At 50.8% G+C, this 14,632-nt stretch carries 15 protein-coding genes; 11 read left to right on the plus strand and 4 right to left on the minus strand.

The annotated features are described in order from the left end of the window. Positions 1–40 precede the first annotated feature (40 nt). Both EDM56_RS07925 and EDM56_RS07930 read left to right on the plus strand, forming a co-directional pair. On the plus strand, positions 41–1,042 hold the full coding sequence (locus tag EDM56_RS07925; RefSeq protein ID WP_122917355.1) for a sugar ABC transporter substrate-binding protein: 1,002 nt from the start codon (positions 41–43) through the stop codon (positions 1,040–1,042). 214 nt (positions 1,043–1,256) lie between these two features. Next, a complete protein-coding gene (locus tag EDM56_RS07930) occupies positions 1,257–2,288 on the plus strand; it encodes an aldo/keto reductase (protein WP_122917356.1) in 1,032 nt (343 codons plus the stop codon). Between the two features lie 5 nt (positions 2,289–2,293). Here the strand turns inward: EDM56_RS07930 and EDM56_RS32050 are convergent, their stop codons facing one another. Then, positions 2,294–2,419: a hypothetical protein gene (locus EDM56_RS32050; protein WP_281274943.1), complete on the minus strand. Its 126-nt coding sequence runs from the start codon at positions 2,417–2,419 to the stop codon at positions 2,294–2,296. Between the two features lie 81 nt (positions 2,420–2,500). Between EDM56_RS32050 and EDM56_RS07935 the strand changes: the two genes are divergently transcribed. After that, entirely contained in the window at positions 2,501–5,563 is a 3,063-nt protein-coding gene (locus tag EDM56_RS07935; RefSeq protein ID WP_122917357.1) for a hybrid sensor histidine kinase/response regulator, read from the plus strand. 86 nt (positions 5,564–5,649) lie between these two features. On the opposite strand, the gene EDM56_RS07940 is transcribed toward EDM56_RS07935, so the two are convergent. Both EDM56_RS07940 and EDM56_RS07945 read right to left on the minus strand, forming a co-directional pair. Beyond that, entirely contained in the window at positions 5,650–6,600 is a 951-nt protein-coding gene (locus EDM56_RS07940) for a ring-cleaving dioxygenase (RefSeq protein ID WP_122917358.1), read from the minus strand. Between the two features lie 50 nt (positions 6,601–6,650). After that, positions 6,651–7,739: a low temperature requirement protein A gene (locus EDM56_RS07945; protein WP_122917652.1), complete on the minus strand. Its 1,089-nt coding sequence runs from the start codon at positions 7,737–7,739 to the stop codon at positions 6,651–6,653. Between the two features lie 256 nt (positions 7,740–7,995). Here EDM56_RS07945 and EDM56_RS07950 point away from each other — a divergent pair, with 256 nt between their 5' ends. From EDM56_RS07950 to EDM56_RS07970, 6 genes are all read left to right on the plus strand, one after another. Then, positions 7,996–8,613 carry a DNA-3-methyladenine glycosylase family protein gene (locus tag EDM56_RS07950; protein WP_122917359.1) on the plus strand — a complete coding sequence of 206 codons (618 nt, stop codon included), beginning with the start codon at positions 7,996–7,998 and terminating at the stop codon, positions 8,611–8,613. A gap of 35 nt (positions 8,614–8,648) precedes the next feature. Next, positions 8,649–9,332: a DNA alkylation repair protein gene (locus EDM56_RS07955; protein ID WP_122917360.1), complete on the plus strand. Its 684-nt coding sequence runs from the start codon at positions 8,649–8,651 to the stop codon at positions 9,330–9,332. Between the two features lie 87 nt (positions 9,333–9,419). Further along, positions 9,420–10,550, plus strand: coding sequence for a deoxyribonuclease IV (locus EDM56_RS07960; protein WP_122917361.1), 1,131 nt, complete (start codon positions 9,420–9,422; stop codon positions 10,548–10,550). Then, a complete protein-coding gene (locus EDM56_RS07965; RefSeq protein ID WP_122917362.1) occupies positions 10,525–10,824 on the plus strand; it encodes an Ada metal-binding domain-containing protein in 300 nt (99 codons plus the stop codon). The genes EDM56_RS07960 and EDM56_RS07965 overlap by 26 nt, the downstream gene beginning before the upstream one ends. 159 nt (positions 10,825–10,983) lie before the next feature. Then, positions 10,984–11,136 carry a hypothetical protein gene (locus EDM56_RS31425; RefSeq protein WP_183192344.1) on the plus strand — a complete coding sequence of 51 codons (153 nt, stop codon included), beginning with the start codon at positions 10,984–10,986 and terminating at the stop codon, positions 11,134–11,136. Between the two features lie 136 nt (positions 11,137–11,272). Then, positions 11,273–11,869 carry an ankyrin repeat domain-containing protein gene (locus tag EDM56_RS07970; protein WP_122917363.1) on the plus strand — a complete coding sequence of 199 codons (597 nt, stop codon included), beginning with the start codon at positions 11,273–11,275 and terminating at the stop codon, positions 11,867–11,869. A 67-nt stretch (positions 11,870–11,936) separates the two neighbouring features. Here the strand turns inward: EDM56_RS07970 and EDM56_RS07975 are convergent, their stop codons facing one another. Continuing rightward, positions 11,937–12,812, minus strand: coding sequence for a hypothetical protein (locus tag EDM56_RS07975; RefSeq protein WP_122917364.1), 876 nt, complete (start codon positions 12,810–12,812; stop codon positions 11,937–11,939). A 295-nt stretch (positions 12,813–13,107) separates the two neighbouring features. Between EDM56_RS07975 and EDM56_RS07980 the strand changes: the two genes are divergently transcribed. Beyond that, a complete protein-coding gene (locus tag EDM56_RS07980; RefSeq protein ID WP_122917365.1) occupies positions 13,108–13,479 on the plus strand; it encodes a CidA/LrgA family protein in 372 nt (123 codons plus the stop codon). After that, the gene (locus EDM56_RS07985; RefSeq protein ID WP_122917366.1) at positions 13,476–14,156 is read left to right on the plus strand and encodes an LrgB family protein; all 681 of its coding nucleotides are present in this window, start codon (positions 13,476–13,478) and stop codon (positions 14,154–14,156) included. Before EDM56_RS07980 ends, EDM56_RS07985 begins: the two co-directional genes overlap by 4 nt. Positions 14,157–14,632: the final 476 nt, after the last annotated feature.

The following is a 14,632-nucleotide window of genomic DNA, read 5'->3' on the forward strand; positions in this document are numbered from 1 at the left end:
AACACGTAAAAAAAATTTGATTGAGGGGGCGTTCATTCAGATGAAACGATGGAGGAGTTTGGCAGGGGTGCTTAGCTGTGGGGTGCTGTTGCTTGCGGGTTGCGGGACGGAGACAGGAGCAGGCGGACCAACAGCTGGCAGCAATGACAAAATCGTTGTCGGCGTAACAAATATCACGATGAAAGAGTCGGTTTACCAGTTCATGAAAACAGCCGCCGAAAATAAGGCAAAAGAGCTCGGAGTGGAAGTGATGTGGCAAAGCTCAGAGCTTGATCCTTCCGCGCAAATGAATCAAGTGCAAAATTTCATCGCGCAAAAGGTAGACGCTATCGTGATCGAGCCGGCCGATCCACATGCGGCCAAGCAGCAGGTCATGCTGGCGAAACAGGCAGGCATTCCGGTCATCAATCTGGAAGGGTTGATTGAGGGAGCCAAAACCGATTTGCGGATCGTTGGCGACAGTGTCAAGGTAGGGGAAGCACAGGCGGAGAGTTTTGTTCAGGAGTGGGGCGATAAACCTGCCAATGTCGTGATTCTCTCCGGAACGAAAGGTGACGAGGTGGCGGAAAGCATCACGAAAGGCAATCAGAACATCATTGGAAAACATGCCAATTTGAATGTCGTGGGGAGTCAATACCACACCAACTGGGACAAACAGCTGGCGATGAATACAATGGAAAATCTGCTGGTGAAATATAAAAACGACATACAGGTAGTCTTCGCGAACAACGACGGCATGATCGCAGGCGCCATGAAAGCCGCCGAAAATGCAGGCGTGAAGGACAAAATCATTTTTTACGGAGCTGACAATGACAAAAGCACGGTGGAAGCTATTTTGAAGGGAGACCCGGTGCGAACGATTGACAAAGGAGCTGTACTTCAAGGAGAACGCGTCGTAGAAGGTGCAGTAAAGCTTGCAAAAGGGGAAAAGCCGCCGTCTGATCAAGTGATCGATGACATCCCGGTATGGTATACGCCGATTACGATTGTGGATAAAGACCACCTGGAGGCAGCGAAGCAAAAGTTTCCGGAACTGTTTTGAGTTTTCGCCAAGCGCCGCTGCAATAAGCGGCTTTTTTTTTCACTCCACATCGCTTATTACTCGACACTGGATGGGTATAAATACCACCGATTGGATGGTCCCTTCCCGATGATTTTCACTTACATTCATCTCATCGCCCACGTGATGCGGATCCAATACATGGGGCTAGATCCATGCCAGGCATCGCACTAAAGGTGAAAGAGGGGGACCATCAATGAAATATCGGAAGTTTCCAGGCACGGATTCGCTAGTGTCGGAAGTTGGGTTCGGCGTCTGGACCGTAGCGACCAAATGGTGGGGAGTCACGGACAGGCAAGACGGGAAGCGGCTGCTCCGGTCAGCCTATGAAGACTATGGGATGACCTTTTTTGACACGGCCGACGTTTATGGCGACGGGTATGGGGAGGAGGTTCTCGCCGAGACGCTCGGGGATGTTCGCGACAAGCTTTTTATCGCGACCAAATTCGGCTATGACACCAGCCATCAGCCAGGTGAACGCAGAGGGCATTCGGAGCTACCGCAAAACTGGAGCAAGGCGCACATTATCAACGCTTGCGAACAGAGCTTGCGGAGGCTCGAAACCGATACCATCGATTACTACCAGCTCCATAACCCGCGAATGGAGGCCGTGCTTTCCGATGAGGTCATGGAAGCGCTGGAGCAGCTCAAGGACGAGGGCAAAATTCGGTATTACGGCGCCGCGCTGGGGCCGGACCTCGGCTGGAAGCAAGAATCGCTGGCAGCATGGGATAAAGGGTATGAAGCGATTCAGATCATCAACAACATCGTCGAGCAAGAGCCGGCAAGAGAGCTCTTGCGCACTGCAAAGGCAGAAAAGAAAACGCTCATCGTCCGCATTCCCCATGCTTCCGGGTTGTTAGACGGCACCTACGACCCCAACCAGCATTTCAGCAAGGCGGACCATCGTGCCCATCGCCCTGTCGCGTGGATGAAGGCAGGCAACGAGGTCGTGCATGAAATGAAAGAGATGGGGCTGTTCGATGATGGCAGACGCACGTTGGGGCAAACGGCGATCCAATTCTCACTCTATCATCCGACCGTTCTAGCCGTGCTGCCGAACATCACCAACGCGGACAATCTGAAAGAGTTTGCCCAGGCTGCGGATGTGTCGCCCCTCACAAAGGAAGAGTTCGAACTTCTGGACGCGCTGTGGTGCAACGGGTATGGCGAGCGCCTGCAGCAGCCGTTGTCAGACTCGATCAGCAAGCCGGCTCCCGTCCGCTAGCATTTTCATATCTGTAGAACAAAAAGCAGTGAGACAGGCATATCCCCGTCTTGCTGCTTTTTGTTCTGTAAAAACGGGCTGTCATGCTCGTAGCGAGTCAACTCACGATGATCGATTTGTTTGCTTGACATGGCAGGGACGCACCTCTTATCGTGGACAATGGGTACTACCATGAAAAATCAGGAAATGCGACTTAGATTGAGGGGAAGCGCATGTCGAATAAAGGGAAACTACTCATCGTTTTTGCCGTGTTTTTAGTGGTGACTTGCGTCCGCCTAGGGTGGCACGATATATCCGGCTCTCCCCAGATGCCGGTCGCCAAACAAGGGGTGCTGGATGCAAGAGGCTGGGATTTTGCCCACAACGGTGCTATGAAACTGAATGGCGAATGGGAGTTTTACCGTGATGGGCTGTATACGGCTGACCAGCTTGCGGCACAAGCCGGGCAGAAGCTCACTGTAAATGTGCCAGGTGTATGGGACGCTTATGTGAACGAGCAGTCGAAAACATCGTTCGGGTATGGCACATATCATCTAACAATGCTTCTGCCCGAGAGCAGCCAGCGTGTATGGGGCGTTCGGGTTGCGAATATACGATCGTCACATCGGTTGTTCATCGACGGACAGACCGCAGGAGAACAGGGCCGGCCATCTGCACGCGCCGATGATGTGGTTGCCCGCAATGTTCCCTATGTGACGTATATGGAAGTAACGGGGAACCGTCTTGATATCGTGCTGCAAATTGCGAATGCCGATTTTGGCTCCGGGGGCGGGATATTTGAACCGATCATGGTCGGGCCTCTTCAGGAAATCGTAGCGGCCAAGCGCAGCTCGGAATATTTCGATGCGATCGCAGGCAGCTTACTGCTGTTGTTTGGCATTTACTTTTGCATGCTGTTTATCCACAATAGCCGCTTTACGGAATTCATTTATTTTTCATTATCAAATCTGTTTGCCGCTCTTTACTTGGTTACCCATCGGGAGCGCATCGCACTCGGCTGGTTTGACTTGTCGTACGATTGGGTAACGCGTATTCAATTTCTGTCCATGCTCGGGCTTATCATCACCTATTCGTTGTTCATGAAAAACATCGCCCGCCAAACATCGGGCGGAAAAGCGGGCAGCATGCTGCTGGCATTGACCGGTTTGTGCATTGCCTCGGTATTGCTGCTGAACGCGAACACATTCACCAGTCTGAACGCCTTTTATATTTTCGTCTCATGGATTACCGTCATGTATCACTTTGTTTGGCTGCTTCGCAGCGTGTGGTCGAACCATGCGAGCCTGATCTGGGTCGTCATCAGCACGTGCAGCATCTTTTATAACGGTGTGTTTGAAAATTTACGTTTTCTCGGCTGGATTCAAGACGACGGCTGGGTGCCGATCGAGATTCTCGTGTTTGCCATTTCGCTTGCGATGTTAAGCTCGGAGCGATTTTTCTCGACGTTGACAAAAGCGGAACAGCTATCCCAGCAGCTTTTGACGCTGGATAAGGCGAAGGACGAATTTTTGGCCAACACCTCGCATGAGTTGCGTACGCCGCTCCATGCCACGATGAATATCGTACAATCTGTAGTCGAGGGCGGTGCAGGAGAACTGAATGAACGGCAAAAGGAAAATCTTCAGCTCGTCTTGGACGTAGGGAAGCGCCTGACCCATCTCCTGGATGATTTGCTCGATATTTCACACTTGCAGGCAGGGATCGAGCTGAAGCGGACAAGCCTTGCTGTGCATGATGTCGTCGCTGTTGCTATGGATGTAATGCGTTTTTTGACAGACGAGCAGGTCGTGCGGCTCGTGAATCGGGTGCCCGAACAGCTGCCGCGCATCGTCGCTGACGAGCAGCGATTTCTGCAAATTATTTTTAACTTATTGTATAATGCAATCAAATTTACGCCGGTTGGTACGATTACGGTGGAAGCGGAGCGAAAGGGTGGGATGGTTGAAATTCGCGTGGCGGATACGGGAATCGGCATTGTGACGGAGAAACAGGCATCCATTTTTGACATGTTCGCTCAGGGCGATGATGGAAAAGAAGGGAAAGGGCTTGGGCTGCACATTTGCAAAAAGCTGGTGGAGCGACATGGCGGCACGATCCGCGTAACCTCCGAGCAGGGGCGCGGTACAACCTTTTTCTTCACGATGCCGATTACAGGGGCAACTGAAGAAGTCACTTCTTCTGCAGTCAACGAGCAATTCCTTCGTGAGTCGATTACGCACATGCAAACGGCAGCGGCGGCTATGCCGCAGGTGCCGGAAACCAGGCAACCGCAGCGGGAGAAGACGGAAGCGCATATTTTGCTGGTGGACGACGATCCGACTAATCGCTATGTGATGATGAATCTGCTGGCGGCGGAACCGTATCAGATCACGATCGCGACCAATGGGCGAGAGGCGTTGGCCGCGCTGTCACAGCATCGCCGATGGGACTTGGTGATTCTTGACGTCATGTTACCGCACATGTCGGGGTACGAGGTGTGTCACCATCTGCGACAGCTGTACACGCCGTCGGAGCTGCCTGTGTTGATGGTCACCGCTCGCATTCAAAAGGACGATTTGCTCGCAGGCTTTGCAGCGGGTGCCAACGACTATGTGACAAAGCCTGTGGAAGCGTTTGAGCTGCGGGCAAGGGTTCGCACGCTGCTCAGAATGAAACAGTCTGTCAGCGAGGTGATTCAGGCGGAAATGGCGTTTTTGCAGTCACAAATCAAACCTCATTTTTTGTTCAATACCCTTAATACGATTTTGGCGGTCAGCCAAAAAGACGTGGAGCGGGCGCAAGACTTGCTGATCGATTTGAGCACGTATTTGCGCAATAGCTTTGATTTTGAACAGCATGAAAACGTAATCGCGATTCAACGCGAGCTGGAGCTGGTGGAAGCGTATCTCCATATTGAGCAAACCAGGTTTGGCGACCGGCTGCATGTCGTCTGCGAATTCCCGGACAGTCCAGCTGGCCAGGTCCCGCCGCTGACGATTCAGCCGATCGTGGAAAACGCCATCAGACATGGGGCGATGAAGCGGCTGTCGGGCGGCACCGTGAAGATCGCGCTCTACGCCGAGGATGGCCACCTTGTGGTCACAGTTGAAGATAACGGCCCCGGTTATTCGGCGGATGAAGCTTTGCAGGTCGCAGACAAACGGAACCGGAAAGGGGTTGGGCTGCGCAACATTGAAAGACGCTTGCGGAGTATCGGCGCCGGGCTGGAGATTGAAAGCGAGCTAGGGAGCGGTACAAAAGTGACGATACGCATCCCGCAAACACTGGGTGCGTAAGAGCGCTCGTCGGCAAGCGTGTCCGATAAATGAAACAGCGGTCCGTCTATGACCTGATAAAATAAGTCGTAGACGAACCGCTGTTTTTATTGCCTGTCTGCTTCCAGCGCACGGACTTGGATAGGCGGCAGCTTCTCTTCGATCTGTGCACGGTTAGGCTCGAACCAGGACGGTAGCATCAATTTCTCTCCCAGAAACGCTGCAGCCTCATCATTGGCAAACCCCGGTGGATCGGAAGCGATCTCAAACAAGATTCCTCCTGCTTCGCGGAAATAAATCGCTTTAAAATAATTACGGTCTTTGATTTCAGTCGGCTCGTAGCCAGATTGACGTACTTCCTTTTGCCATTGCTCGTGTTCCTCTAAGTCCTTAGCCCGCCAAGCAATATGGTGTACCGTACCAGCTCCGCCGGCTCCCCGCTCCATATCGGCTATCCGTACGTCGATCAAGTTCCCCATCTCAGCTGACGTTTGGAAACGCGCATACTCCTGATCCTCACCGATTTTCTTCATACCGAGAAGATTCTCCATAGCACTCATCGTTTTTGCTGCGTCGAGACTAAACAGAACAGCTCCACCTAATCCTTTGATTGCCTTTTCAGTGGGCACTCCGTCAAACGACCATTCGCTATTTGCGCCTTCCAACCGTTCCACTATCTCTAGTTGGAGCCCTTGATCATCCGAGAACTGGAGATACTGCTCGGAGAATCTGGAAGTCTTCGTCGCCGAAATGCCATAGCTTGAAAGACGTTCTTCCCAGAAAGGAAGTGCGCCTATCGGAACGACAAAAGTAGAAATCCCCACCTGTCCGCCTCCAACCCGTCCCTTGCGTGAAGTGGGATACGGGAAGAAGGTGATGACCGTTCCGGGGCTTCCTGCTTGGTTGCCGAAGTACAAATGATACACTTCCGGAGCGTCAAAGTTAACGGTGCGCTTTACAAGTCGAAGGCCAAGAACGCCTGCGTAAAAATCTACATTCGCCTGCGGATCTCTTGCAAAAGCTGTAATGTGGTGAATACCAACGGTTCGTAATGACATGAATCATCTCTCCTAGTAAGATTCGATTTTTGGGGGCTTACGTTTGGGCATCAGGTCGTTACTTTAGCATAGACGATAAAAAACAGCGCTATTTCCGCAATGATCACGTAGTTAGGCAGCGGGAATAACAAATCCACCATGAAAAAAACGCCAAGTAAGCCTAAGAATACGACTAAATGGTAGAACTTTAATTGTTGGTTGACGTGTCTGTATTTATGGAAGACCAACGAGGTGGAAAGAAAGTAAATGAACACCGAACCAAAAAGAAAGTTTAACATAAAGCTATTATTTACTTGTTTCAAAAATAACAGTTGGATCGAAGCAGCAATCATGCACATGGATAAATAGATGAATAAATGGCCGTATATGATGGTCTGCCCGGCCGTCTCTATATTTTTGTTGACCTTCTTCTCCACATTATCGAAGTATTGCCACCATATCGCGATGAGTAATACAAACGTGATGGAAGCGAATAAAACGGATTGCCAAGTCATGTCCCCAGACTGCAGGACGGTGATGATACTGATGACGGATTCACCAAGAAGAATGAGTGTAAACAACGCGAAGCGCTCTAATAAATGATGCGTTTGGATCGGACTTCTCACCAAGTATTTCCGGCCGATCAAAGGTAACAAAATGTCAATGACAATGCCCGCGTAAAGAAGGGCATAACGAATCCACGAGTCAAAAAATAGGGAGAGCGAAGAGACCAAAAGTCCAATCCAAAAGCGGCTACCCAAATAACGAGCGGTGACTTTTCGATCGGCTTCCTCATTCTTATGTACCGAAAGATACTGGATGGCAGTCATGGCTCGTAAACCAATGTAGCCGATGAAGAAGGGAGCATAGTATTGATCAAAATGAACGGATAGGCTGACCGTCATGATAAGTACAAAAAATAATTGCACGATCAAAAATATCCGGTGCGATAAAATATCTTGCCCAAACCGGTTCACAAAGAGAGATTGGCCGACCCATGCCCACCAGATTGGGACAAAGATGAGAACGAATTTGGTCAAGTATTCGATCGGAACCACGCCGGATTCCACATGTAACAAAACATGACCCGCTTTTGAAACGGCTGCGACAAAAAGCAGATCGTAAAACAGTTCCAGCCAGGTAACCTTCTTTTCGGCCAATGGTGTGCCGCGTTTAAATCTTGATGCTTGTTCTTTCATCGTTTTGCTCCTTTAATAGGATGTTCCGGATAAACATTATTCCATTATACTCCATGTAATCGGATGCGTTGTCAACGTATCCAACCATTTCACAATCTTGCTCTTCCATTGCATTCTCGTCGTCTTGGTGCAGACAGATGCGATATAGTAGTGCTACAAAGGAAAAAATAGATTGTATCGGCCAAAATCATAGATACGGACAGGAGAGCAGAAGCAAATGGGGATTGTTCCGACTACTTATTTTATATATGGCAAAAAGGAAATCGATTTTTTAACACAGGCAGACCCAACGTTGGGGGAGGCGATGAAGCGGTTGGGCATGGTGGAGCGCACCGTCATCCCCGATCTGTTCACCGCCCTGGTTCACGCGATTGTCGGTCAACTCATTTCCGCCAAAGCGGCGCAAACCGTGTGGGAACGCATGCAGACACAGCTCGGTGAAATTACGCCGCACAACCTAACCGAGCAGCCGGCAGAGGTTATCCAGCAATGCGGTATCACCATGAAAAAGGCGTTGGTCATTAAAGAGATTGCCGCAAGCATCGTGCAAGGAACGATTCAGCTGGAGGAACTGTGCGAGCTATCAGATGCCGAGGTGATCAAAAAGCTGATGAGTATCAACGGAGTAGGCAGATGGACGGCGGAAATGATGCTGATCCATTCGTTGCAGCGTCCGGATGTCGTCAGCTGGGGTGATATCGCCATCCGACGCGGCATGATGAAGCTCTACGGCCTCGATGCGTTGACAAAGGAGCAATTCGAGTCATATCGGCGCACATACAGCCCATACGGCTCCGTCGCTTCGATCTATTTATGGCGCATCTCGTTTGAATAAAAGGCAACCGTTATGAGAAAAGAAGGGGAAAACAAGTGAAAACGACGATAAAACAGCAGCTAATTGAAATGGCGGAGCCGGAGTATCAACAATTTTCAGCGGCGCTGCTTCCTACCATCGACAACGTGCTGGGCGTGCGGCTGCCCAAGCTGCGTACGATGGCGAAGGCGATTGCGAAAGGGGATTGGCGTTCGTACTTGTCGAGCGCCGAAACAGATACGTTTGAAGAAATCATGCTGCAAGGGATGGTGATCGGCTATGCCAAAACCGATTGTGAGGAACGGTTGCGGCAGATCGCAACTTTTGTCCCCAAAATCGACAATTGGTCGGTCTGCGACAGCTTTTGCATCGGGCTTACGTTCACGAATACGAACAAAGCGGCCGTCTGGGAGTTTTTACAGCCGTACCTCGCGTCCCAAAACGAGTACGAAGTGCGCTTTGGCGTCGTGATGCTGCTTGATTTTTACATCGAAGAAGCATATATTCAGAAGGTCTTCGCATGTTTGGACAACGCCAGTGCCGACGGGTATTACGCCAAAATGGCGATCGCCTGGGCCGTGTCAATGTGCTTTGTGAAAATGCCGGAGCAGACGATACCTTATTTACGAAAAAACGCACTCGACGATTTTACGTACAACAAGGCACTGCAAAAAATAACCGAATCCAATCGCGTTGATTCGGAAACAAAAAAGGTTATTCGACAAATGAAACGAAAATAGTTACAGGCTGCTTATGCCAAAGGGACGAAAACGGAAAAGAATCGCAGGCAAGGCTTGCTTATGAGTGAAAGAAGAGGAGTGTTTATCATGTTGAGAATCGGATCACATGTGTCTTTTTCCGGCAAGGGGCTGCTGAACGCCGCGGAAGAAGCGGTCGCGTACGGCTCGAGCACGTTCATGATCTATACGGGCGCACCGCAAAACACGCGCCGCAAACCGATTGAGGACCAATATATCGAAAAAGGCAAAGCGATCATGGATGAGCAAGGAATCGGGGAAATCGTTGTCCATGCGCCATACATCATCAATCTGGGCACCTTTAAAGAAGATAATTTCGAATTCGCGGTGCAATTTTTGCAAGAAGAGATCCGGAGGACCGCTTACATCGGAGGCGCGAAAAACATCGTGCTCCATCCGGGCGCCTATACGGAAATGGACGCGGAATACGGGATTAAGCGGATCGCAGAAGGGCTGAACGAGGTTTTAAACGGTGTCAAAGATAACGACGTCAAAATTGCGCTGGAAACAATGGCCGGCAAAGGGACCGAGGTTGGCCGCAGTTTTGAGGAAATCGCCGCGATCATCGACAAGGTAGAAGCGAATAACAGACTTTCCGTCTGCATGGATACGTGCCATATTCATGATGCCGGCTACGACGTCGTCAATGATTTCGACGGCGTGCTGGAGCAGTTCGATCGCATTGTCGGGTTGGACCGGATCGCTGTTGTCCACTTAAATGACAGCAAGAGTCTCATCGGTACAGGGAAAGACCGTCATGCCCCGGTGGGAGCCGGCATGATCGGCTTTGACGCGATGAACCGGATCGTGCACCACGAAAAAATCCGTCATCTGCCGCTCATCTTGGAAACACCATGGATCGGCAAGAGTAAAGAAAAGCTGTATCCGATGTACGAGGCGGAGATCGCACTTCTTCGCGGCGATGCCGATGGCCGATTCGGCACGGCATTCATTACCGATGTCGAAAAGCTGGCTGACTTTTTCCGCAAGCAGGAAGTAGATCGGCGCGATTTTGTTATCAACACGTGGCACCTGCTGAAAACCGATGCAAAGGCGAAAAAAGCAGATGGACGGGAACCGATGGAACGTTTGTACGACATGGTTACAGAAGCCAACCTGTTTGAAGGCTTGGCTGAGGAAGAGATCAATTTCCGCCTGATCGGCTGGTTTGCCAATGTGCACGCCGCAAAGACCGTGTGACGGCAGCGACAAAACCTTCACGCTGCTAGGGGCGGACGGGCTACGATATCAAAGCAAAACACCCGGAACACTCGGCGGATATAAGCCACGCAAGCTTTATGGGCGTTTGGACTGCCCATCCGCACTGCGTGCAATCGCCCGTGGCGGCTATGTGAGGCATCGTGTATTTTTTGAGGATGAGCGGACAGCGATTGCGGCAGGGTATCGACCTTGTGCCATCTGCTTGCCTTCCGCCTACAAACAGTGGAAAACGGCAAAAGGTGTGACAGATTAAAGGCGGCTATGGCGATGGAAACGAAGTGGATGGGTAAATTAACGAAAAAGTGGATGGTTTTCACCCTTTTCTCGCATCCTATAATTAGGATGGTACGTGTCGTTGGTATGTGGGACGGTAGCTAAGGGTTAGAGAATGCCAATGTCTGGAGGATTGTATATGGGTAGCGGATTTATTATCGTCATGGTCGTCATGTGTGCCGTCATCGTGTGGATCAGCATATGGGTCACCAACAAGGCCTATGCGAGAAAACCCGATGTTGTTGACCCGATCGAGACGAATCAGAATAAATGGGATGACAAAAGAGAGTAACGGCAAAGCGCTCCCCCTATTTCCTCGAAAGAGAGTAGGGCGGAGTCTTTTTTTTTTACAAAATGACCCAGTTGGAAGCGATGTCTTCTATTATAATAGGATGGAAACAGGTCAATTGTGTAGGGAGGAACTGAGGATGACTCACAAGCTCTTGCAGGCTGCAAAAAATGGTGAGACAAGTGTCGTTAAAGATTTGCTCGAACGAGGTGCTGACATCAATGCGCGGGATGCTGCAGGGCGAACGCCTGTCCTACTCGCAGCACATGGGAGCCATATCGAAACTATTCATTTTCTGATCGAGGCGGGGGCAGATGTGAATCTGCGGGATGATCGCAATGACAATCCGCTGCTGCATGCAGCGGCTGCAGGGAAGCTCGCGATCGTGAAGCTGTTGCTCGATGCGGGCGCGGACACGCGACTGACCAACCGTTATGGCGGTGTTTCGCTGATCCCTGCCAGTGAACGCGGCCATGTGGAAGTGGTGAAGGAGCTGCTTACCCGTTCTGATGTGAACGTGAATCACATCAACAACCTTGGCTGGACGGCACTGCTGGAGGCGATCATCTTAAGCGACGGCGGAGAGGACCATCAGAAAATCGTCGCGTTGCTGATCGAACACGGCGCTGATGTGGAGCTTGCGGACCGGGAAGGTGTTACGCCGCTTTCGCATGCAAGAAGCCGACGGTATCAAGAGATGGAAAGGATGTTGGTGAATGCAGGCGCAACCCGTTGATGTACACGAAAAACCCCAGTACCGAACACGCAGTGCGTGCGGGACTGGGGTTTTTGTCTGAACGGGCCTACCGAAGGCGATTCGCGGCAACTACACGATGTGTCAAGGAGCGTCGTAGCACAAGCGCTCCCGATGCGATCGAAACGAGGAAGCATCCCAGGGCTAAAAGAGGCAAGAGTGAGAATTCCAGAATAGAGAAGCCTTGATACGTTTGAGCGGCGATAGCGACGAGGCCAAGCAAGTATGTGATACCAGCTAGGTGGATAGGACGGCTTCGTACTTTTTCGGCGAGGTTTGAGCGTTCGGCAAGCAAGGCGACTGCCGGTACTGCCTGTAGCGCATGAAAACCGAGGCCGTGCAGCCAGATGATATTTCCGTGAAGACCGACGATCCTGCCATGGTTGAAAGAAATCCAGACCCCGGCCACAAAGGAGATGACCACGGCAACCATCGCATAGCGGATGGCTAAGACCAATGTGGGGCGGAGCTTTGTGGACCTTTGCCGGAAATATTGTACCGCGAAAAACAAATATCCAACGATCAGCAGCAGGGCGACGAAAGTAAAAATGGAGCCGACCATGACGTCAAAGGGAGCGCCTCCCTTTACGAACCGCGGATTGACGCCGCGAAAATTTTGTACGGTTTCAGCAAAGTACGAATAAAGTGCGAGGATGATATAAGACCAGCGAAAAGCAGCCCTTCTCTTTGGCCCCATCCCGGAGAAGGGGGCGATTGCCGCTGTCGACAGCAAGAAGATGCCCAGAGCGGCATTGAAGGAGAAAGCATTCAATACGTCACCATTCGGACTGACTGGTCCTCCGTAAAGGATGACCCACCCTGCGCAAATGCAGGAGAGCAAAAAACCAAGCAGCCCGGTAAGCACCAGCCATTTTTCCCCTTCAAAAAAAGAGGGGGTTGTGTTGCGAGTCGTTTGACTCTTCATAAACGACCACCCATTTCGTTGTGATTTGTATCTCTGACTTTACAGGAGGAAGTGGAACATTTTAACAGGCCGAGGAATGATCGGTTGACAGACTCTTGTTGGGGGGCGGCTACGACCTGAGTCCGAGAGAAGGCCGTTTTGCGTATCCGGACAAAACGCAACCAGCCACCGCCCACCCAAGGTCGCTCTATGATTCGAAAATAGACAAATGGAATGAAAACCATGCGATAAATTCATTTCATTTATGAAAAGAGTTTCCCTATACTAGTCGTAGGGAGAGGAGACGACAAACAAAATGAATAGAATACTGAAATTGATTGGCCAAGTGCTTTTCTTCATCGTCATCGCCAAACTGGCGGATGCGGTGGTGGCTTGGCTGCATCTGCCCATTCCGGGCGCCATCCTGGGAATTTGCACGCTGTTTGCGTTGCTGAAGCTGAAGGTAATCCGGTTGGATTGGATCGAAACGGGCTCCAAATGGCTGCTCTCCGAGATGCTGTTGTTTTTTATCCCGGCGACTGTCGGCATCGTCAATTACAAAAGCTTGGTGATGACGAGTGGCCTGTGGATTGCGCTTACTATCATTTGCAGCACAATCATCGTGATGCTGTGCTCCGGTTTGATCGGTCAAATGATCACCCGACGCAAAGAAAGGATGACATCATGATGAGCGCCTTATTCTGGCTGTTCTGCACGATTGCCGTGTATGTGGCGGCAAAAAGATTGTACAGGGCATTTCCCAAAATTTATCTCACGCCGCTGCTCGTGACGCCAATCATCATTATCACGGCGATCGAGCTGTCTGGCGTTTCATTTGATACGTACAACCAAGGGGCGAAATGGCTGAGCGATATGATCGAGCCCGCCACAATCGCACTAGCCGTCACCTTATACAAACATTTTGACGTGATGAAAAAGAATGCGAGCGCCATCCTGATCAGCGTCGGCTGCGGGGCGATCGCAGCGATCCTCACCTCGGCGGGCCTTGCTCATCTGTTCGGCTTGACGAATGCGATCATGGACAGTCTCGCACCGCGTTCGGCCACAACGCCGATCGCGATTTCCATCTCCAAAATCATTGGCGGTGTGCCGACGATCACGGCGGTTGCCACCTTGGTGACTGGATTGTTCGGCATGATCATCGGCCCCTTAATCGTCAAATGGTTCCGGATTCACAGCCCGATCGCCCGAGGGGTTTTGTTCGGCACCAGCGCCCACTCGGCCGGGATCAGCAAGGCGTTGGAGTATGATGGCGTCTCCGGCTCCGTCGCCGGGATCGCGATGATGGTTACCGCCTTCGTCACGCTTTGCGTGGCCCCGTGGCTGATGACACTGTTCCAATGACGGGCTGACTGCATGGATCGACAACAGCTTACAACCGAAATTAGCATGTTGACTCCCCGAAAGCGGGTGAGGCAGCATGCTTTTTTTGTTATAAGTACAACCGCAACTCCGCCAAAAAGCATGGCGTAGCCAGGTTTTCTAACTATTGACGCCTGATTCTGCCCAAAAAGGGTTAAAATCGTTAAGTTTTCGTGATGTTTTCACACAATTCCGTCGATCGCAATTAGTTGCAACCTACCAATTTTCATCCTTCTCCTTCGCAAATTAGTTGCAACCTCTCACTTTCCCCCCACACATTTCCAGCGGAAAACTGATCCGATTTCCTACTCGGTCTCTGCAACCTTTTCGATGCAGGAAAAAAGTCCGTATAGGTTGCAGACTTTTTTCCTGAAAAGTTTGGCAATTTTATCCTTTTGTCAAAAAACATTAATTTTTGATGAATATCGATCATGGTTCATTATGGGGACATGGGTCTA

The sequence above is a fragment of the Brevibacillus fluminis genome (assembly GCF_003710825.1).
GTDB classification, from domain to species: Bacteria; Bacillota; Bacilli; order Brevibacillales; family Brevibacillaceae; genus Brevibacillus_D; species Brevibacillus_D fluminis.